General features: G+C 36.1%; 16 protein-coding genes, 1 pseudogene and 1 CRISPR repeat array. Of the genes and pseudogenes, 8 read left to right on the forward strand and 9 right to left on the reverse strand.

All coding sequences use genetic code 11. The features are described 5' to 3' along the window. Positions 1 to 572: 572 nt before the first annotated feature. A CRISPR array of direct repeats spans positions 573 to 1,394; the repeat unit is 29 nt; unit sequence GTGTTCCCTATACACATAGGGATAAACCG. A 52-nt stretch (positions 1,395 to 1,446) separates the two neighbouring features. Continuing rightward, a pseudogene (locus tag A9G23_RS11865) lies at positions 1,447 to 1,557 on the forward strand (integrase); the annotation flags it as partial. A gap of 899 nt (positions 1,558 to 2,456) precedes the next feature. Here the strand turns inward: A9G23_RS11865 and guaA are convergent. Further along, on the reverse strand, positions 2,457 to 4,040 hold the full coding sequence (gene guaA / locus A9G23_RS03760; protein WP_065586345.1) for a glutamine-hydrolyzing GMP synthase: 1,584 nt from the start codon (positions 4,038 to 4,040) through the stop codon (positions 2,457 to 2,459). Between the two features lie 258 nt (positions 4,041 to 4,298). On the opposite strand from guaA, the gene A9G23_RS03765 reads away from it, so the two are divergent. Continuing rightward, positions 4,299 to 4,730 (forward strand): hypothetical protein, encoded by a 432-nt coding sequence (locus A9G23_RS03765; RefSeq protein ID WP_065586346.1) that lies wholly within the window; start codon positions 4,299 to 4,301, stop codon positions 4,728 to 4,730. A gap of 3 nt (positions 4,731 to 4,733) precedes the next feature. Continuing rightward, a complete protein-coding gene (locus A9G23_RS03770; RefSeq protein ID WP_065586347.1) occupies positions 4,734 to 5,201 on the forward strand; it encodes a MarR family winged helix-turn-helix transcriptional regulator in 468 nt (155 codons plus the stop codon). A gap of 224 nt (positions 5,202 to 5,425) precedes the next feature. On the opposite strand, the gene pta is transcribed toward A9G23_RS03770, so the two are convergent. Further along, positions 5,426 to 7,576, reverse strand: coding sequence for a phosphate acetyltransferase (pta, locus tag A9G23_RS03775; protein WP_065586348.1), 2,151 nt, complete (start codon positions 7,574 to 7,576; stop codon positions 5,426 to 5,428). Positions 7,577 to 7,642: 66 nt separating this feature from the next. Beyond that, complete coding sequence (locus A9G23_RS03780) at positions 7,643 to 8,848, reverse strand: acetate kinase (RefSeq protein ID WP_065586349.1); 1,206 nt, start codon at positions 8,846 to 8,848, stop codon at positions 7,643 to 7,645. Between the two features lie 193 nt (positions 8,849 to 9,041). On the opposite strand from A9G23_RS03780, the gene yfbV reads away from it, so the two are divergent. From yfbV to cysK, 3 genes are all read left to right on the forward strand, one after another. Then, positions 9,042 to 9,494 carry a terminus macrodomain insulation protein YfbV gene (gene yfbV / locus A9G23_RS03785; RefSeq protein WP_065586350.1) on the forward strand — a complete coding sequence of 151 codons (453 nt, stop codon included), beginning with the start codon at positions 9,042 to 9,044 and terminating at the stop codon, positions 9,492 to 9,494. A gap of 14 nt (positions 9,495 to 9,508) precedes the next feature. After that, entirely contained in the window at positions 9,509 to 10,039 is a 531-nt protein-coding gene (gene priC / locus A9G23_RS03790; RefSeq protein ID WP_065586351.1) for a primosomal replication protein PriC, read from the forward strand. A gap of 272 nt (positions 10,040 to 10,311) precedes the next feature. Continuing rightward, the gene (gene cysK, locus A9G23_RS03795) at positions 10,312 to 11,277 is read left to right on the forward strand and encodes a cysteine synthase A (protein WP_065586352.1); all 966 of its coding nucleotides are present in this window, start codon (positions 10,312 to 10,314) and stop codon (positions 11,275 to 11,277) included. A 91-nt stretch (positions 11,278 to 11,368) separates the two neighbouring features. On the opposite strand, the gene ruvB is transcribed toward cysK, so the two are convergent. Further along, positions 11,369 to 12,373 carry a Holliday junction branch migration DNA helicase RuvB gene (gene ruvB, locus A9G23_RS03800; protein ID WP_065586353.1) on the reverse strand — a complete coding sequence of 335 codons (1,005 nt, stop codon included), beginning with the start codon at positions 12,371 to 12,373 and terminating at the stop codon, positions 11,369 to 11,371. 13 nt (positions 12,374 to 12,386) lie between these two features. Continuing rightward, positions 12,387 to 12,998 carry a Holliday junction branch migration protein RuvA gene (gene ruvA / locus A9G23_RS03805; RefSeq protein WP_065586354.1) on the reverse strand — a complete coding sequence of 204 codons (612 nt, stop codon included), beginning with the start codon at positions 12,996 to 12,998 and terminating at the stop codon, positions 12,387 to 12,389. Positions 12,999 to 13,268: 270 nt separating this feature from the next. Between ruvA and A9G23_RS03810 the strand changes: the two genes are divergently transcribed. Then, positions 13,269 to 13,790, forward strand: coding sequence for a hypothetical protein (locus A9G23_RS03810; protein WP_065586355.1), 522 nt, complete (start codon positions 13,269 to 13,271; stop codon positions 13,788 to 13,790). 344 nt (positions 13,791 to 14,134) lie between these two features. Here A9G23_RS03810 and A9G23_RS03815 read toward each other — a convergent pair whose 3' ends face one another. The 4 genes from A9G23_RS03815 to A9G23_RS03830 all read right to left on the reverse strand — a co-directional run bounded on the left by A9G23_RS03815 (position 14,135) and on the right by A9G23_RS03830 (position 19,255). Next, on the reverse strand, positions 14,135 to 14,470 hold the full coding sequence (locus A9G23_RS03815) for a YbaB/EbfC family nucleoid-associated protein (RefSeq protein WP_065586356.1): 336 nt from the start codon (positions 14,468 to 14,470) through the stop codon (positions 14,135 to 14,137). A gap of 33 nt (positions 14,471 to 14,503) precedes the next feature. Continuing rightward, positions 14,504 to 16,651, reverse strand: coding sequence for a DNA polymerase III subunit gamma/tau (gene dnaX / locus A9G23_RS03820; RefSeq protein WP_065586376.1), 2,148 nt, complete (start codon positions 16,649 to 16,651; stop codon positions 14,504 to 14,506). A 650-nt stretch (positions 16,652 to 17,301) separates the two neighbouring features. Continuing rightward, on the reverse strand, positions 17,302 to 17,757 hold the full coding sequence (locus A9G23_RS03825; protein WP_065586357.1) for a DNA polymerase III subunit chi: 456 nt from the start codon (positions 17,755 to 17,757) through the stop codon (positions 17,302 to 17,304). Between the two features lie 16 nt (positions 17,758 to 17,773). After that, complete coding sequence (locus tag A9G23_RS03830; protein WP_065586358.1) at positions 17,774 to 19,255, reverse strand: leucyl aminopeptidase; 1,482 nt, start codon at positions 19,253 to 19,255, stop codon at positions 17,774 to 17,776. A 137-nt stretch (positions 19,256 to 19,392) separates the two neighbouring features. On the opposite strand from A9G23_RS03830, the gene lptF reads away from it, so the two are divergent. Further along, a complete protein-coding gene (gene lptF / locus A9G23_RS03835) occupies positions 19,393 to 20,496 on the forward strand; it encodes an LPS export ABC transporter permease LptF (protein WP_065586359.1) in 1,104 nt (367 codons plus the stop codon). Positions 20,497 to 20,502: the final 6 nt, after the last annotated feature.

Raw genomic sequence — 20,502 nt, forward strand, 5'->3', positions numbered from 1 at the left:
TGTCCATATTGTTTTCCTATTTTCCCTAAAATCTCTATATTTTATTGTTAATGAGGTGATTGGCTTATCGTTATTTATAGTATTGTTTTAAGCATAAACGATAATGGAAACAGAGTATAAACCATTTTAACGCAACGTTAACCTTTTTAATCAATACTTTTGCTTAATATCAATAATATCTGTTAACTAAACGAGTATCTGGTAGCTGCTTAACGCCTTTATTTAAAAAGCGATTTAAGCAACGCTATACTTTATTAAGTACATTTTTTAACCTGTTAAATGAAAAATAATTTTATGCTGAAGCGGTATAGATTTCTGGATATGTTAACTAGAAATTCCGTCTTTTTTAATAAAGAAAAGCTCAGTTTTATTGCTGACTGTGCTATAACTATATGAAATTTAAAGATTAATTGGTAGAATGAAAAATCCTAATATTCCCTCTATTTTATTCTAATATTACTTTAATAAAAACAATGCATTATAAAATCATTGTTATTATTAAAATCATTGAAAAAGTTGGTGGAAATTTGGTGTTAAATATTTTAATAATAAAACAATGTGTTATAATTGGAGTGTTCCCTATACACATAGGGATAAACCGTTTGCGCGCTATGTCTTGAACTGATAGCGGTTGTGTTCCCTATACACATAGGGATAAACCGAAATCGATCACCAGTCATCCGATGGCAGTATGGTGTTCCCTATACACATAGGGATAAACCGTGTGATATTTATGTAATTAAGTTGCCGGGAACGTGTTCCCTATACACATAGGGATAAACCGGAGGTTTTAAAGGTGGTTAATGAGTTGAGGGAGTGTTCCCTATACACATAGGGATAAACCGCGTTGATACGTGTTTTTACTCTGCTGAGCTGTGTGTTCCCTATACACATAGGGATAAACCGAAACTGTACAAGACATATATCAAGTGGTGGCCGTGTTCCCTATACACATAGGGATAAACCGTAATGAAAATGGTGAGGTCGCATTTAGAATTAGTGTTCCCTATACACATAGGGATAAACCGGTTACCTAAAAGGTTGTCCTTATACTCCAATCGTGTTCCCTATACACATAGGGATAAACCGGAGTAAATAGAATGAATGTTAAAATAATGTTTGTGTTCCCTATACACATAGGGATAAACCGACTATTTCCCATTTTTTGAAAACGGAATGGAAGTGTTCCCTATACACATAGGGATAAACCGCTAACGAAATAACATGGTTTAAATTCGAGGGTGTGTTCCCTATACACATAGGGATAAACCGACATTTTCCCGCTCGTCGGCGATATGGATATCGTGTTCCCTATACACATAGGGATAAACCGTTAAAGATTGATGCCATCTGTATTTCCATTCAGTGTTCCCTATACACATAGGGATAAACCGGGCTTGCTGTCTAATGAATGTTGATTTATCTGCTGTTCCCTATACACATAGAGGAATAAACTCTCAAGCTAGAATGGCTCATAGCGATGAAAAATCAACTAAATTTTATACCAAAAACCATACCGAATGGGTTGAAGTTCCGCACATCCAAATCGTAATTTAAGCGGGGGTAAAACTCGTTTAAGTTATTGATATCTATAACACTCCCTAAACCCCTGTTTTTTCTTACAGTTAAAAGCAAATAATTAATTGAATTATATCATTATTTTTAGTGTTAGAACCTAATTTTAACATAGTGGGGGGGCAGTGGTTAGAGTCCACCTAAGCGTACCATTCTAAAGCCTTACCTAAAAAGCCTTTAAAGTGATTACCTTAAATCTATCTTTTATTAGTGAGATAAAATGAGGGTAAAAATGATATCATCGAATAGCTCTTTAAATGCTAACAACTTCAAAATAAACAAATTTTTTGCAAAAAAACCTCAATAAAATCAATACTTTTCCTGACCGATTTTTTGCTTAAAATTTGAGTTTTATTTTGGTGGAAGGAGTTTGATTATTTTTAATACGTGGCTTAACTCGTCTCCGGTTTGATAACATTCTACTCATTTAACTTTCCCCTTTTTCATTATCAATTTCAAAAAGCAATTTATATATTTCTTTCATAGATTCGAATCGCTCTTTAGTCCAATACTGGCTATTCTGTTATTGTTGTCGATTTGATATTAATAGTTTTTTGCTTGTCATTACTGAATATGCTCAAAAGAATATATAGGTTGCATGTTTTCTATTAGGTTAAGTATGCAGTCTTTGCTAAAACATAAGTATTTCTTGAAACTTTTGACAAAAATCAGTCACTTTTGTTGATACAATTTGCATACTTTCTGATTTATTTATATTTAAATGCTTTTTATCGTGGCAAATACTCTGTTTTTTAGTGATTCTATTTTAGAAATGGCTCCAACCAACTAGCTTCTCATTTTTGGTATTTATAAAATAAAAAAACAGCCTGTTTTTAGGCTGTTTTTTTTAAAATTTTTAAACCAGTTTTAGGAACGGTTAGCTATTCCCATTCTATAGTCGCCGGTGGTTTTCCGCTTATATCATATACGACACGAGAAATACCATTGACTTCGTTGATGATTCGATTGGATACTCGCCCTAAGAAGTCATAAGGTAAATGAGCCCAATGTGCGGTCATAAAATCGATGGTTTCAACAGCACGCAGTGAAACGACCCAGTCATATTTTCGACCGTCACCCATTACGCCAACAGAGCGTACTGGTAAAAATACGGTAAAAGCTTGGCTGACTTTGTGGTATAAATCTGCCTTATATAGCTCTTCAATAAAAATGGCATCGGCTTTGCGTAATAAGTCACAATATTCTTTCTTTACTTCACCAAGTACCCGCACACCTAAGCCTGGTCCTGGAAATGGGTGACGATAAAGCATGTCATAAGGTAGCCCAAGTTCTAAGCCCACTTTGCGAACTTCGTCTTTAAATAGTTCTCTCAAAGGTTCGACCAAGCCCATTTTCATATCTTCGGGTAAGCCACCAACATTATGATGTGATTTAATTACATGGGCTTTGCCGGTATCAGCAGCTGCCGATTCAATAACATCAGGATAGATAGTGCCTTGAGCTAACCATTTTACCTCTTTTAACTTTGCTGCTTCTTCATCAAATACAGCAACAAATTCACGTCCAATAATTTTGCGTTTCGCTTCGGGATCTGCTTCACCTTTTAGTGCAGCTAAAAAACGCTCTTCGGCATTTACGGCAATAATATTTAAGCCAAATTTATTACCAAACATCTCCATAACTTGTTGTGCTTCGTTCAAGCGTAATAAGCCATGATCAACAAAGACACAAGTTAACTGATCACCAATCGCTTGATGCAATAACAATGCTGTAACAGAAGAATCTACCCCACCCGATAAACCGAGTAAGACTTTGTCATTACCAACCTGTTCTTTAATTCGAGCAATAGCATCGGTAATAATTGAAGATGGTGTCCAAAGTTTTTCGCAGTGACAGATATCAATCACAAAACGTTGCAATAACTCGAAACCTTTAACTGTATGAGTCACTTCTGGATGGAATTGAACTCCATAAAATTGTTTTTCGTCATTAGCCATAATAGCAAATGGGCAAGTTTCAGTACGACCAATCAGAGTAAAACAGTCAGGCAAGGCTGTTACTTTGTCACCGTGGCTCATCCAAACATCAAGTTGATGAATACCTTTTTCGCTTGTGCTATCCAATATGCCATCAGTTAATTTTGACGATCCCACAAGATCCACTTTAGCATAACCAAATTCACGTTGGTTAGAACCAGTCACTTGCCCCCCCTTACCAACTTGAATGGCCATAGTTTGCATGCCATAACAGATACCCAAAACAGGTACACCAGCATTAAAGACATATTGTGGAGCTCGTGGACTATTAGCTTCTGTGGTACTTTCTGGACTTCCTGATAGAATAATACCTTTAGGATTAAATTGTTTGATTTTCTCTTCTGATACATCCCACGGCCAAAGTTCACAGTACACACCAATTTCACGAATACGTCGAGCAATTAATTGAGTAACTTGTGAACCAAAATCGAGGATTAATATGCGCTGTTGGTGGATGTCTTTTTTCATCAATTTTATTCCTAAACTATGAACTAATACAAAATCAGGGTGATATTGTACCATTTACCAAATAAATTGAGAGCATTAATTAAAAACAATTATAAATATTTTATATTATTAATAATTTTGAAATCATCTTATTACAGAATTCAATATCATGGTCATCAAACCAACCTTGTGATAAGTCAACAAATCAAAAAAATTGAATTCTCTTTACTTAATTAATAAGTAAACTTATAATAAGTTAACTTACCAAAAGGAGGCTCTATGAATACCATTTCAATTTCTTTCATATTACCAACCAAAGCTAAACCAACTCAAATTTGGCAATACTATACTGATCTTAATTTAAGAAAATTATGGGAAACTGATCTTGAAGACTTTCGTATATTTGGTAACTTAAAAACAGGGGCTAAAGGTATTTTCAAATTACAAAATATACCGAAAATGGAAGTGACTTTATCAAAGATTATTGATGAGCAAGAATTTACAGAACAATTTGATATGCCTGAAATAGGTTTACTGTTTTTCTCACATCAAATTATTGAAATATCGCATAATCAATATGCATTAAAATCAGAAATTTCTCTAAAACCGGATCCAAAAATGGATACTAAAGCATCCTATGATTTTATAAAACAGATTTCAGATGATATTATTGATAAAACTTACAAATTAAATGGCTTAGTTGAAGGGTAAATTATGACAAAGGACAATAAGTTTTTGACTCAATTCCAAACTGATTCTGAATCTATTGGTTTTATTTTTATGAAAACTTATTCGTCCTGGCATACGAATATCAAAAATTGCTTGAAAAAACAGTCTATCACTCATCCTCAATTTATAGTGCTTGCAACGCTTGCTTATCTATCACAGCAACCAGACGAAATAACACAAGTTATTTTATCAAATAAAACAAATATCGATGTGATGACAATGTCCCAAATATTAGAGAATTTAGAAAAAAAGGATTATATAAAACGCTCTTGCTCAATTAAAGATAGTCGAGCAAAATCCATTCAATTAACACAAAAAGGATTGAATAAAGCAAATGAAACTGTACCTTTGGTTGAACAAATAGATAAAGATTTTTTTTCAACACTACAAGGTGATAAAGAACAATTTATGAAAATGTTATTAACACTATTAAAAACCAACATGGAGGGATAAAATCATTTATAAATTTTTATTATTTATTGTTTTTATCAACTTTGAATGCTTGGATTTGACTTAAAATAAGTTTTTGAAAACTTTGTCTCAAATTTCTAAAACAAAATACTTTAAAACTGAATCGTTATAACTCAAGCTGTTAAAGCTCATTACTTGACTAAATTTAATTAAAAAAAGGTGATATTACATCACCTTTTATCTATAGTTAGAACGTTTTGCTAAACTTATTTTGCAGCGTTTTGTTCTTGTGCTGATTGAATTGCGGTTAATGCAATGGTGTAGACAATATCGTCAACTAATGCACCACGAGACAAATCATTAACAGGTTTACGCATACCTTGTAGCATAGGACCAATCGAAACAAGATCGGCTGAACGTTGTACAGCTTTATATGTCGTATTACCTGTATTAAGATCAGGGAAGATAAATACTGTTGCTTTACCTGCTACTTGTGAATTTGGCGCTTTCGATTTTGCTACATCTGGCATTACCGCGGCATCATATTGCAATGGACCATCGATCATAAGATCTGGACGTTTTTCTTGAGCAATGCGAGTTGCTTCTTTCACTTTTTCAACATCAGCACCTTGACCCGAGCTACCTGTTGAGTAAGAGATCATCGCAACGCGTGGTTCAATACCAAAGGCAATTGCTGTATCAGCTGATTGAATCGCAATTTCGGCTAACTCTTGTGCATTTGGATCTGGATTAATTGCGCAGTCGCCATAAATATACACTTGATCAGGCATTAACATAAAGAATACTGATGAAACAAGTGAACTACCCGGGGCAGTTTTAATTAATTGTAATGGTGGACGGATAGTATTAGCAGTTGTATGCACAGCACCTGACACTAAACCATCAACTTCATTTGCTTCAAGCATCATTGTACCAAGTACTACATTATCAGCTAATTGCTCTCGAGCAATTACTTCTGTCATACCTTTATTTTTACGTAATTCAACTAAACGAGGTACATATTTTTCACGAATTAATTCAGGATCAACAATTTCAACACCTTGACCTAAACTCACGCCTTGAGAAGCGGCAACTTTACGCACTTCGTCCGGATTACCAATTAATACGCATTTAGCGATATTACGCTCAGCACAAATTGCTGCTGCTTTAACTGTTCTTGGTTCATCACCTTCTGGTAATACCACTACTTTTTTCGCATTACGCGCAAGTTCAGTTAATTGGTAACGGAATGCAGGAGGAGACAGACGACGTGCAGAATTTACCACTTCATTTAATGATTTAACCCATTTAGCATCGATATGGTCAGCTACATAATTTTGGGTATTTTCCATACGTTCTTTATCATCCACAGGGATTTCTAAATTGAATTGTTGTAAATTAATCGACGTTTGGAAAGTGTTAGTTTTAACTGTAAATACAGGTAACCCCGTATCAAAAGCAGGTTGGCATAATTTTGCGATTTTTTCGTCGATTTCGTAACCACCAGTTAAAAGTACACCACCAATAGCCACACCATTCATAGCAGCTAAACTAATCGTCACTAATACATCAGCCCGATCAGCAGAAGTCACTAACAGTGCATTTGGTTGTAGATGACTGATAATGTTAGGCACACTACGTGAGCAAAAAGATATATGTTTAATGCGGCGATTTTTGATATCACCTTCATTAATAATTTTAGCGTCAAAATGTTTAGCAATATCAATAGAACGACAAGCACTTAAATCCATATTCCAAGGAATACACCCAAGTATTGGCAATGGACTATGTGCATTTAAATCATCGATAGTGATTTTTTTATCATCAAATTTAGGTGTGTGATAAATTTCAGCGACATCAGGACGAGCAAGACTTTGTTCTTCAACTGGCGCATTGACTTTATTAACAATCACACCAACGATTTTTTCGTTTTTAATGCCACCAAAGTTAGATCGAGCAATTTCAATACGATCTCTAAGTTGCTCTGGCGTATCTTTGCCCATATTGACCACAAAAATAATTTCGGCACCAAGTGTTTTAGCAATATTATTATTGAGTTCATTAGCAAAAGGATAATCAGACGTAGGTACAATCCCTTCAACCAAAACAACATCAGCACCTTTCGTGTTTTCAGCATAAAGGGCTACGATTTCTTCCATTAACACATCTTGTTGATTTAAACCTAATAGGTTTTCAACATGGCTCATTTTAAGCGGTTTTAGTGTTGGGATTGAAGTGTTATGACTAACTAAAGTTGTCGTATTGTCTGGCGCATCGCCACCCGCTCTAGGTTGTGCTACTGGTTTGAACACGTTTAAGTTAATACCTTGACGCTCCATAGCTCGAATAACACCAAGACTCACCCCCGTTAAACCAACGTTGGTACCGGTAGGAATGAGCATAATAGTACGAGACATAATTTTTACCTCTTAATTCTTTTTATATAAAAAACAAACCGCCATTTAGGCGGTTTTAAATATTTATTACGCAGTTAGGCGCGCAGCATCTTGAGCAATGACAAGCTCTTCATTAGTTGGGATTACCATCGCAATAGCTGAACCCTCTTTAGTGATTGTGCCACCTTTACCAAAACGCGCAGCTAAGTTACGCTCTTGATCAAGTTCAAAACCAAGAATAGTTAATTTTTGTAATGCCATACGACGCACTTCTTCAGCGTTTTCACCGATACCACCAGTAAATATGATAGCATCTAAACGACCGTCTAAAAGCATTGCATAACCACCGATATATTTGACTAAACGATGAACAAACACATCTAAAGCGTTTTTAGCGTTTTCATCTGTTTCGTAATTATCGGTAACATAACGACAGTCGCTACTTACACCTGTCAAACCTAATAAACCTGATTTTTTGTTTAAAAGATTATTAATATCAGCAACCGACATTTTTAAATTGTCGTGTAAGAAGAACATAATCGCTGGGTCGATATCACCACTTCGTGTACCCATGACTAAACCTTCAAGTGGAGTTAAGCCCATTGAAGTTTCAACACATTTACCATTTTTAACGGCAGTGATTGATGCACCATTACCTAAGTGACAAGTGATCACATTAGTTTCTTCAACTGGTTTATTCAATAATCTTGCCGCTTCGCGACTAACATAATAATGACTAGTACCGTGGGCACCATAACGACGAACTCCATGTTTAGTATAAAGTTCGTTAGGAAGAGCATATAGATAAGCTTCTTTTGGCATTGTGGTATGGAATGCAGTATCAAATACAGCAACGTTTTTAGTTTTTAAGTGTGGGAAGGCAGCAAAGGCTTCTCGAATACCGATTAAATGCGCAGGGTTATGTAATGGTGCAAATGCAGCGGCATCTTCGATTCCTTTTAATACTGAATCATCAATAATCACTGATTGTGTATATTTTTCGCCACCATGAACGATACGGTGACCAATCGATTTTATACTATCTAATAATTCTGGTTTTTGTGGGAAGATGCTATTAACAATAAAACGAATTGCTTCGCTGTGTGCTGCGCCAGCACCTAAAGAAGCTTCGTTCTTAACACCATCAAGTTTCCACTTAATACGAGCATCAGGAAGATGAAAACATTCAGCTAATCCAGATAAAAACTCATCACCATTTTCAGGGTTGATAATGGCAAATTTTAATGATGAACTTCCGCAATTAAGAACAAGAGCGTTATTACTTGATGACATAGTAATTCCTATAAATTGAATAAAAAGACATATACCAATCAAAATTGGTAACTTAACACATGATTAAAATCAATGTGACTACGCTAAGGTGACTTCTGATATCTTGTTTTTTGAGATAGAATAAAGAGAGCCCCCAATTTGAATGGGACTATTTTAAGATAATAAGAAGTGAATGTCGAGGAATCACAAAAATATGAATTTAATAAATACATTTAAAGCGGGACAAAGATATATAAAGCTTTGCCCGATAGACAAACAACTAGCTCATTCATTTCCTGAATTAAAAATCATTAATTACATAAAAACCGCAACTAAATACTTGCCCCCTATCATTATTGGCTTACTACTTTGGCAATATTACATGTCGGCACAAATTGCGGTAACAGTAATAACCATACTATTTACCTTAAGCATGCCGCTACAAGGAATATTTTGGTTAGGCAAACGCGCTCTATCCCCCCTTCCGCTTAACTTAATTGATTGTTATAACCAATTAAAAATAAAGTTAATTGCTAAAAAAATCATCGCCGAACATAGCACAAAAGACAATAAATTAACATTTGAAGCTTTTATGACCCTTATCAATTTAGCGAAATTGCACTTAGGAGATTATTTTGGACAAGATGATGATTCCTCACCTTATTAGAAAAGGTAACAACAATGGCAAATTTACTCACAACACTACAAAATCAAATTGACAAACTAGAACAACAAATCAATTTAACAAACGAGCAACAATTTCACGAGCCTTATTTTGACGAGCAGCTGTTTCAAACAACTAAAATAGTGACAGACAAAACGTTTTACCTTGAAAAAATCAAACAAACTTATCAAGCATTAGTCGCGAATATCGAATCAGAAAAAATTGAACAAATGACTTTTTTATCAGAAACATTAGTCAACCAAATGGCAGCCCTAACTCGCGAACTTGCGACCCATAACTTGCGCCAAAAAAAGTCTCAACCCATTATTGAAGAAACTTTGGCCCAAAAACACATGCGTCATTTAGATTACTTGCGCCGACTACAAGAGATGAAATACGAACTAGAACTATCACCTGAAATTATTAACCAAAGCAAAATAGCCACACTTGATAACCGAATTTACCGCTGTGAACAGGCGATTAAAAAAATTGAATTTGATATGGAATGTGATATTGATGGATTTCATAAAAATACTGAATTAGATTAATACAACATAAAAATCAATAAATTAATTTTAACAAATATTAAAATATCTAAACACAGATAAGCGAGATCACCTGTTTATTGAAATTTAATACAAAAATAGCATACAAATTATTATATATTTGTTAAAACATACCCCTTTTATCAATACTATTCTTATGTCCAAAACGAATATTGTTATAATTATTAATTAGTATCATCTTTTTAAGTTATCTTTATAATAATAACAAAATTACTAAGATTATCCGTTTTTAAATCATTTATAAGGATTCATCCATGAGTAGAATATTTGATGATAACTCGCAAACTATTGGTTATACGCCTCTTGTTCGTCTAAAACACTTTGGTAATGGTAATATTTTAGCCAAAATTGAGTCCCGTAATCCAAGTTTTAGCGTCAAATGTCGAATTGCCTCGAACATGATTTGGGACGCAGAAAAGCGCGGTTTATTAACCTCTGATGTTGAATTAATCGAACCAACAAGCGGTAATACAGGTATTGCGCTTGCTGCTGTTGCGGCTGCTCGTGGCTATAAATTAACTTTAACCATGCCTGAAAGCATGAGCATTGAACGTCGAAAACTGCTAAAAGCCTTAGGTGCAAATTTAATTTTAACTGAAGCAGCCAAAGGGATGAAAGGCGCAATCGAAAAAGCCGAAGAAATGGTGGCAAGTGATCCTAAAAAGAACCTCATGCTACAACAATTTAGTAATCCTGCTAACCCAGAAATCCACGAAAAAACAACGGGCCCCGAAATATGGCAAGATACTGATGGTCAAATCGATATTTTTATTGCTGGTGTCGGAACGGGTGGTACATTCACTGGCGTAACGCGTTATATCAAAAAAAACCAAGGCAAAAATATTACTGCGGTTGCCGTTGAACCCACCAATTCACCCGTCATTAGCCAAGCACTAGCAGGCGAAACTATTAAGCCAGGACCGCATAAAATTCAGGGCATTGGAGCTGGTTTTATTCCTGCAAATCTTGATTTAACTTTAATTGATATAGTCGAAAAAGTATCAAACGAAGACGCTATCGAAACAGCTCGCGAATTGATGGAAAAAGAAGGCATATTAGCTGGAATATCATCGGGTGCTGCCGTTTTTGCTGCGGATCGCTTAGCAAAATTACCTGAATATGCCAGCAAAACCATTGTGGTGATTTTGCCATCTTCTGGCGAGCGTTATTTAAGTACCGATTTATTTAGTGGGATTTTTACTGAAAAAGAACTCGGTTAAGTCAAAATTAGTAATATAAAATTAGTAATAAAAAACGTGATTCATCCAATAATCACGTTTTTATTCACATTAAATCGCTCTCAACCTTAACCTAATTATCCTGAATAATGCCAAAATGGCGATACGCATGTGGTGTTGCGATTCTGCCACGAGGTGTTCGTTGAATATAACCTTGTTGAATTAAAAACGGTTCGAGAACATCTTCTATCGTTTCGCGCTCTTCACCAATTGCAGCAGCAATATTATCTAATCCGACTGGACCGCCCATGAATTTTTCGATAATAGCCAGCAACAATTTACGATCCATATAATCAAAGCCCTCATTATCAACATCGAGCATATCCAGCGCTTGAGTTGCGATTTTTTTGTCGATAATCCCTTTTGATTTTACATCGGCATAATCGCGTACACGGCGCAAAAGACGATTTGCAATTCGCGGTGTACCTCGTGAACGTTTAGCAATTAAATGCGCGCCTTCGTCTGACAGATCCATTCCCAAAAATTTTGCACTGCGGCTAACAATATATTCCAAATCTTCAACTCGATAAAATTCAAGGCGCTGCACAATACCAAACCGATCCCGCAGCGGTGAAGTTAACGATCCAGCACGAGTTGTTGCGCCAATCAATGTAAAAGGCGGAAGATCGATTTTAATTGAACGCGCTGCTGGTCCTTCGCCAATCATAATATCTAATTGGTAGTCTTCCATCGCAGGGTATAGGATTTCTTCAACTACTGGGGACAGTCGGTGGATTTCGTCAATAAACAGTACATCGTTAGGTTCTAAATTGGTCAGCATGGCGGCTAAATCGCCGGCCTTTTCTAACACAGGGCCTGATGTAGTGCGTAAATTAACATTCATTTCGTTGGCCACAATATTGGCTAACGTTGTTTTACCAAGTCCTGGAGGGCCAAATATAAGCACATGGTCGAGCGCATCACTACGCTGTTTAGCAGCTTGAATAAAGATTTTCATCTGTTCGCGAACTTGTGGTTGACCTATGTATTCGTCCAAATATTTAGGACGAATGGCACGATCTAATGATTCTTCTTCCTTTTGCACTTGTGGAGCAATCAAACGATCCGCTTCAATCATAATCAATCCCTATTTACAATGCTGATTTTAAAGCTTCACGAATCAGCGTTTCGCAATTCATGTCAGGATTAATCACCTTATTAATGATACGGCTAGCTTCTTGTGGCTTATACCCTAATGCAACTAAAGCCGAAACCGCCTCACCTTCAATTTGGTTAGCCGATTTTTGAACGATATTTGTATCAATAACCGAGCTAGAACCTAATGATTGTTCTCCAAAACAACGCTTAATGCGATCTTTCATTTCAACAATTAATCGCTGTGCGGTTTTATTGCCCACGCCCGGCAATTTAACTAGGCTTTTAATTTCACCTTCTTCAACAGCATTAATAAATTGCGATGCTGACATGCCCGAAAGAATGGCTAATGCCAATTTAGGCCCCACGCCATTAACTTTAATGAGTTCACGAAATAATTCACGCTCTTGTTCTTGATTAAAGCCATACAATACTTGCGCATCTTCACGCACGGCAAAATGGGTTAACACAATGACTTCTTGCCCGTTTTCGGGCAATTCATAAAAACAGGTCATCGGCATAAACACGTCATAACCAACGCCAGCGACTTCAATCAGTACTTTAGGAGGTTGCTTTTCAATAATGGTGCCACGTAAACGACCAATCACAATATATCCTTAATAATAAAGCGTAACTAATAAGCAAATAATAAGGTGTAGTTTACCTGATAGCAAAAAAATAATAAAGAAAAACTGTATAAATAGACAGTTAAACCAAATATTAATTATCATCAATATCATTTAACTAAATGATATATAGAGCCTATTTATATATAATACCGGTAAAAAATGGTCAATTTGTTTATAAACGTTGTAATTATTCAATAATTAAGAAATATGCTTTGAAGACATAATTTATTCCATTAAGGAGCGTTATATATGATTAGTCAAATAAAAAAACTTTGTAAAGATAAAAATAATGAAGATGCCTATTATGGATTTATAAGAGCTTTGGATGAAGGAAAGGATTATTATTTTGCTAAAAAGGATTTTGATAATTTACCTATAGATGAAATAGGTCTACGAGTGACATTTACTGCCAATGAAAAAGATTCCGGTCAACGATTTGCAACAAATATCAAAATTATCAGCGATCAAGCAGCAGAAAACAATGAACAGAGTTTGTCTACTAATAAATCTTTGGCAAATAAAATTGATGCCAAAGGCTATCAAACACGTTTAATAAATTCAGTCCAACAGATCAAATACATTGATGATCCACTAGCGTTTGAAGATGCCGTCTTCGATTTATTAAAAGTGACTGGTTTAAACAAAATATTTCAATTTGATCGTGATAATCAAGCGGGTAAGGCCGATGGTTTTTTTATTATCGAAAATTTAGCTGTAATGTATGACTGTACGCTACAAAAAACTTTGAATCGTTTAAAGAAGAACAGATAGAAAACTACATCAATAAACTGAACCAAAAAGCACAACTAACCTTCAATATTAAAAAAAATGACGGCGGAATCACCCCTAAAACGATACCATTAACGGGCAAAAATAAACAAGTTTGGATCATTACCAAAGGAGAAAGCAAGGAGATAAGCGATTTCGATAATGTAAAAGTCAAAGAAATTTCGATATATGATTTGTGTGAAATTTACAAAAAACGATTAAGTGATATTACTTACGATAATGAAAAACTAGTAAACGATTTTATCTTTATTGGGAAATAATTCTGACGGAAAAAGCGGAAAGCAAATATAATTTGCCTTTCCGCCTACTGTCAAAATAAGCTACACTTAAAACGGCATTTTAAAACCTGGTGGTAATTGTATACCACCGGTAACTTGTGCCATTCTTTCTTTTTGAGCTTCATCTAAACGGCGAGCCGCATCATTATAAGCCGCTGCAATAAGATCTTCTAACATCTCTTTATCATCAGTCATAAGAGATGGATCAATTTCGACACGCTTACAGCTGTGTGTACCATTAATAGTGACTTTAACTAAACCAGCACCCGATTCGCCAGTCACTTCTAATTTAGCGATCTCTTCTTGTGCTTCTTGCATTTTTGCTTGCATTTGTTGGGCTTGTTTCATTAAATTGCCCAAACCACCTTTTCCACCTGAAAACATAATAATTCCTCATAAAAAAAAATACAGCTATAATTATACAGGACGAACACTTGCTTCATCAATCTTGGCGTCAAAATATCGACAAATTATTGCCACTTTTGGATCTTCAGCAATGTTTTTTTTGGCTTGCGCCAATTTTTGTTGATACAACTCGTCGCGCATTTCAATTGGCGTCTTATAGTTTTGATTATCATCAACAATAATCTTTACATCAAGCTCTTTCTTACGATGTTCACAAAGAGCTCTTTGCACTTTAGTCACATTATTTATTGAATTAATCAAATGTTTAACTGCCGAACGCATATGCAGCACAATAGTGTTATTATCCACTTTTTCAAACGCAGAATTAACTACGATTTGCTTAATCAACGGCGACAAATCCAATTGTTCAATTTCGGCACACCAAGCATCTTTTTGTGCCATTTCGGTAATTAGTTTTTGGATCATTTCAGGCGTTTTACTGCCATTAAGTGACTCACGAAAGGCCTTAGTATCAATCACTAGCTCTTCCTTCATAGCAATTAAACCACTGGCTTGCCATTGATAATTTTCAGCGGTAATTTCTTCTACATTATTATCGCAACTACTATTATGACTATCAGTATTATCATCGCTTACTGGCGTGGTGTTATGTTTAATTCGCGCCAATGATTCATGCATGGTTGAGTTTTTAGGTTGATGCACCTCAACCGTTTCAGACTTTTTTGAATTTTGTTCCCCGTTCATCAACTGCATACGCATTTCTAAAATACTTTTGGTCATCGACGAAACTTCATCGGGAATAGTTAGATCAGCCGTTGCCGGTTTGGCTGCAGTTGTTTGCTTTGCTTTTGAAGGTGCAACGGTTGCCAAATCGCTTGTTTCTTGGTGCTGACTTTGTTCCTTTGGTGATAATAAAGACGAACTTGCCTTTGGTTGTGACGCAATCTGCTCAGCGTGATTAAGTGGCGGGCTGACATGCAGTGCACTTATGGTGTGTGTAGATTGAGATTGTTGAATTTGAGTTTGTTTTTTAACTTGATTTACAACCTGATTATTAATTTCTGCTTGCTTATTCGTTCTCGTCTGCACCGTTGGTTGTGGTTTCGCATCAACCGCCTTTGGCATAAAAGCCAAGGCACGCAAAAAGCTCATTTCAACGCCAATTTTTTTATCGGGTGAAAAAGCAAGTTCTTTACGACCCATTAACAAAATTTGATAAAACAACTGCACATCGTTGGGCGCCATATATTGCGCTAAAAAACGGATACGTACTTCGTTATCGGTATAATCGCCCAATGCACTTGGCACTACTTGCAATAACGCAATTTGATGCAACAAGGTGATAGTTTCAGCTAACAAATTATCCCAATCAATACCTTGCACGGCGGCCGCTTCAATTTGTTGCATTAAGGCATTACCATCACCATTATGCAAAGCTTCAATAATAGTAAACGGAATTGACTTATCCAGCGTGCCAAGCATGACCGCCACCGATTCGGTATCAACCTTACCGTTGCCAAGGGCAATGGCTTGATCAGTTAAACTAAGCGCATCACGCATACTGCCATTAGCAGCTTTAGCTAATAACGCAATGGCTTTGGGATCGTTATTGATTTGCTCTAATTGTAAAATATGCTCAAGTTGCTGACCAATTAACGCTGTATCAAGTACATTTAAATGCAAATGCAAACAGCGTGACAATATCGTTATAGGTAATTTTTGTGGATCTGTAGTCGCCAATAAAAACTTAACATGCTCAGGTGGCTCTTCTAAGGTTTTAAGGAGTGCATTAAAACTACTTCGCGACAACATATGCACTTCGTCAATCAAATAAACCTTAAAACGTCCTTTGGTTGGTAAATATTGGATATTATCAAGGATTTCGCGCGTATCTTCGACCTTGGTACGCGATGCAGCGTCGATCTCGAGCAGATCGACAAATCTGCCTTGCTCAATATCACGACAATTATCACAAATCCCACACGGCGTTGCAGTAATGCCAGTTTCACAATTCAGTCCTTTTGCTAACAAGCGCGCAATCGACGTTTTACCTACACCTCGAGTGCCCGAAAACAGATAAGCATGATGAACTCGCCCAAGCGAAAGTGCATTAGACAGAATTTTAAGAACATGTTGCTGCCCCACAACCTCAGAAAATGATTTTGGTCGCCATTTGCGTGCCAGAACTTGATAACTCATAATCACCATAACTCATTGCCTTTGAATTTGACGCTAATCATACCATAAACTGGCAAAATAATCTTTATACAGACAATAATTGATGCAATACTAAGCAATACAAATTAAACTGCTACAAGTCAAAATTTGCTGTTGGCAAACAAAACACTATTATTCTCAACTACAAAAAATGAAGTTATCCTTGTTGCTATTCCATTATGGTAGTCATTAACTATGCAAACCTATTCATTAATATTTTTCCTTACCATTTTCTCGCACTTTCTCGGTAACATAACTAGCAATAGTAATACAGATAATAATCTCTAACCAAAACTGGTCAAAACTAGGTTAATTCACGTTTTGTAATCATTCATTTTAAGAATTTGATTGGGATGACAACACATTATTTAAACCCAAAAATTAAGAAATATTTGTTAAACTCGATGGTAAAAATAGGATTTTTGTTTTCAATAACCTTTTTTATGGCTTTTTAGATTTCTGTTTTTATCACTTTTCATTTAACAATAAAGATGGTTGACAGGTTTGTATTTTTTCGATAATGCGTAAATTTAACCGCTAAAAAATTCAGATAATGATTTGATTTTATTTGTTTTTTCTTTATGTTTTTTAGAGGAGGAAACTGCAAAAAATAAACAAGCTCTCCACCTAATTTATTCGCAAGTGATTGGAATCGTTTTAAGATTAAATCCGGCCTCTTTATATAACTTATATCTTGCCCTTGCAAGTGACTTTAGTCGTTCATTAACTGGCACAAAATCAATAATATCATAATAAACACCAGCAAATTCCGGAAATTGTTCTTGTAAATTAATCAACAACTGGCGAGTGCTACTACTGCGTTTTTCTGGCCAGCAGATTTCAACGGGAGATCCCCCTTTCATGCCTTCGCCAGCTAAATTGTGTGGTACAAAACTGGCGGTATCGAGTTGCCAAAGGTATTCATCTATTCGCTCGGCTTGAGCCTGATCTTGACAAGCAACTAGCACGCGCTGTTTGGCGTGCCAGGCTTTAACTATCTTTTGGCATGCTAGCTTTTCATAAAATAGCATGCCCGATTCGTTGGCTTCTGTTTGGTTTTCAAGTAAATAGAAGATCACTTTTTTCATAAATTCTTAGCTCGTTTTATTGATCTTGTAGATATTGAATCAACATCGCAACTGGGCGACCTGTTGCGCCTTTTTGCCCGCCCGACTTCCATGCAGTGCCGGCAATATCTAAATGTGCCCATTGATATTTTTCGGTAAAGCGTGATAAGAAGCAAGCAGCGGTAATGGTGCCACCATCACGTCCACCTGCGTTGACAATATCAGCACAAGTTGATTTGATTTGTTCTTGGAACTCACTATCAATTGGCAGAGCCCATGCTTTGTCGCCCGATTTGTTGGAAGATGCTATCAATTGAGCAATTAGCTTGTCGTTGTTACCCATTACCCCGGTGTAGTGATGACCCAACGCAACGATACAAGCGCCTGTTAAGGTGGCAATGTCAATAACAGTTTTTGGATTGTAACGTTCAACATAAGTTAACGCATCACACAATACTAAGCGCCCTTCGGCATCGGTGTTAATGACTTCAACCGTGGTGCCTGACATGGTGGTGAGTATGTCACCAGGGCGATAACTGTTGCCGTCGGGCATATTTTCACAACCCGCCATGATGCCAACCACGTTAATAGGTAATTTGAGTTCAGCTACAGCTTGCATAACGCCATAAACGGTCGCCGCGCCACACATGTCGTATTTCATTTCGTCCATGCCAGCAGATGGTTTGATGGATATTCCCCCTGAATCAAACGTTAGCCCTTTGCCGACTAAGACATAGGGTTGGTCTTTTTTATCTTTAGCGCCTTGGTATTCCATCACTGTCATGATTGATTCATTTTGCGATCCACGTCCGACGGCTAAATAGGCATTCATGTTTAATTTTGCCAGCTCGTTTTCGCCAAGGCAGGTAACTTTTAATGATGAGTGTAATTTGCCAAGCTGTTTGCCTTGTTCGGCTAAGTATTTTGCATTACAAACATTTGATGGCATATTGGCAATCGTTTTTGTTGTCGCAATGGCATTCGCAATAATTTGCCCTTGCAACAAGTTATCAGTTAAAGCTGATAATGCTTTTTTGTCGTGGATTAATAATGTGACGTTAGTTAGGCTAGGTACTGGGGTTTTCGTAGTTTTAAATTCATCAAATCGATAAGTTATGTCACTCACAATTTGTGGCAGTTGTTTGGCAACTTCAAGGCTATTTACTTTATTGAACGCAAATAAATCCCAGGTAATATTTTTAATTTTTTTAGCAAGTAACTCTTTTATGACCGCTTGAATAACTTTTGTAGCTTGAATTAAGTCAAAATCTTTGTTTTTGCCACATCCAACAAATAAGATCTTTTGTTTTAAGCTATTACTGTTTGGATATAACAAGGTGGTTTGACCCAGTTCACCACTTATGTCGCCTGATTTGATAAGTTCACTAACTAAGCCATTGGTTGATTTATCGATATCTTTAACAAAATCAGACTGGCTTTTTCCTGAATCAATTGAAATAACTAAACACTCTGTTTTTTGTTTGGTTATAATAGCGCTGTTTTTTATTTGAAATTTCATAATGCTTCTCATTTGTGAATGGGTAGAGATTGTTAATATTCTATCGGTTCATTGTTAGATAGCAACAAAAAGATAACTAAAACCAAACAAATCAGATTATAATAATCTGATTTTGTGCCAACATGTATAGGTAAAATGTGATAATTCGTCGATATTTAGTTAAAGAGACATTGAAAACCCAAGGGGCAATATTGTTTATTTTATTGCTGATTTTCTTTTCTCAAAAATTAATTAGAATTTTGTCGAGTGCGATTGACGGTTCAATCCCCCGTGAATTAATTATGCCGTTGTTAGTTTTGGGCGTGTCGAATATGGCTGATCTTATTTTGCCGTTGAGCCTTTTTCTTGGTGTATTAGTTACCTTTGGGCGCCTTTATTCTGACAGCGAAATGGTGGCAATGCATGCTTGCGGAGTTAAAAAGAATTTGACTTATCAAGTGGTGCTTTTTCTTTGTATTTTAACCTGCATATTAACGGCACTCAATTCGCTTTGGTTTGGTCCTTGGTCTAACGTTAAGCAAGATCAGTTGCTTGCCAATGCTAAGATAAACCCTAGTTTAGCGGGGTTGTTAGCTGGGCAATTTCAACAAACACCTGATGGTAATTCGGTGATTTATATTGGTAATGTGAATAATAATAATTTAGAAAATGTGTTTATTGCTCAAATTAAACCAAAAGCAAATCAACGACCTTCTATTATTATTGCCAATAAAGGTAAGACTGGGCATGATAATGAAGGTAATCAAATCATCACTCTTGAAAATGCCAATCGTTATGAAGGCACTGCGCAATTAAAAGATTTTCGGATTTCAAACTTTCATAATTATTTAGGCATCATTAAACCCAAAGAGTTAAATACCAACGAGGGCTCAGACAAAGTGGATGTTCAGCAGCTGGGGTTATTAGCACTGACCAACATTAATACGCCTAAAGCTAATGCAGAATTTTATTGGCGTGTAACGTTGATTGTTTCGGTGCCATTGATGGCATTTTTAGTTATTCCACTGAGTGTATCTAACCCACGCCAAGGACGCCTTGCACAAGTTTTACCGGCTTTACTACTTTATTTGGTTTACTTTTTGTCGGCCAGTTCCATCAAAGCTAATGCGGGTAAAGGTCGATTAGATCCCGAATTATGGTTCTATATGCTGAATTTAGGATATTTTGTATTGGCGTTAATTTTGAATTGTTGGGATAACCTATTTATGCGTAAACTTCGCTTAAAATATACGGCTTCTTAAGGAGAA

Source organism: Gilliamella sp. App4-10 (assembly GCF_001690495.1).
GTDB lineage: Bacteria > Pseudomonadota > Gammaproteobacteria > Enterobacterales > Orbaceae > Gilliamella > Gilliamella apicola_G.

What these genes read in the sequence shown, in the direction of transcription:
- A9G23_RS03780 (WP_065586349.1), bottom strand. Translation starts at nt 8,848, where the DNA reads ATGTCATCAAGTAATAACGCTCTTGTTCTTAATTGCGGAAGTTCATCA.
- A9G23_RS03810 (WP_065586355.1), top strand. Translation starts at nt 13,269, where the DNA reads ATGATTAGTCAAATAAAAAAACTTTGTAAAGATAAAAATAATGAAGAT.
- priC (WP_065586351.1), top strand. Translation starts at nt 9,509, where the DNA reads ATGGCAAATTTACTCACAACACTACAAAATCAAATTGACAAACTAGAA.
- dnaX (WP_065586376.1), bottom strand. Translation starts at nt 16,651, where the DNA reads ATGAGTTATCAAGTTCTGGCACGCAAATGGCGACCAAAATCATTTTCT.
- A9G23_RS03825 (WP_065586357.1), bottom strand. Translation starts at nt 17,757, where the DNA reads ATGAAAAAAGTGATCTTCTATTTACTTGAAAACCAAACAGAAGCCAAC.
- A9G23_RS03770 (WP_065586347.1), top strand. Translation starts at nt 4,734, where the DNA reads ATGACAAAGGACAATAAGTTTTTGACTCAATTCCAAACTGATTCTGAA.
- yfbV (WP_065586350.1), top strand. Translation starts at nt 9,042, where the DNA reads ATGAATTTAATAAATACATTTAAAGCGGGACAAAGATATATAAAGCTT.
- pta (WP_065586348.1), bottom strand. Translation starts at nt 7,576, where the DNA reads ATGTCTCGTACTATTATGCTCATTCCTACCGGTACCAACGTTGGTTTA.
- guaA (WP_065586345.1), bottom strand. Translation starts at nt 4,040, where the DNA reads ATGAAAAAAGACATCCACCAACAGCGCATATTAATCCTCGATTTTGGT.
- cysK (WP_065586352.1), top strand. Translation starts at nt 10,312, where the DNA reads ATGAGTAGAATATTTGATGATAACTCGCAAACTATTGGTTATACGCCT.
- A9G23_RS03765 (WP_065586346.1), top strand. Translation starts at nt 4,299, where the DNA reads ATGAATACCATTTCAATTTCTTTCATATTACCAACCAAAGCTAAACCA.
- ruvB (WP_065586353.1), bottom strand. Translation starts at nt 12,373, where the DNA reads ATGATTGAAGCGGATCGTTTGATTGCTCCACAAGTGCAAAAGGAAGAA.
- A9G23_RS03815 (WP_065586356.1), bottom strand. Translation starts at nt 14,470, where the DNA reads ATGTTTTCAGGTGGAAAAGGTGGTTTGGGCAATTTAATGAAACAAGCC.
- A9G23_RS03830 (WP_065586358.1), bottom strand. Translation starts at nt 19,255, where the DNA reads ATGAAATTTCAAATAAAAAACAGCGCTATTATAACCAAACAAAAAACA.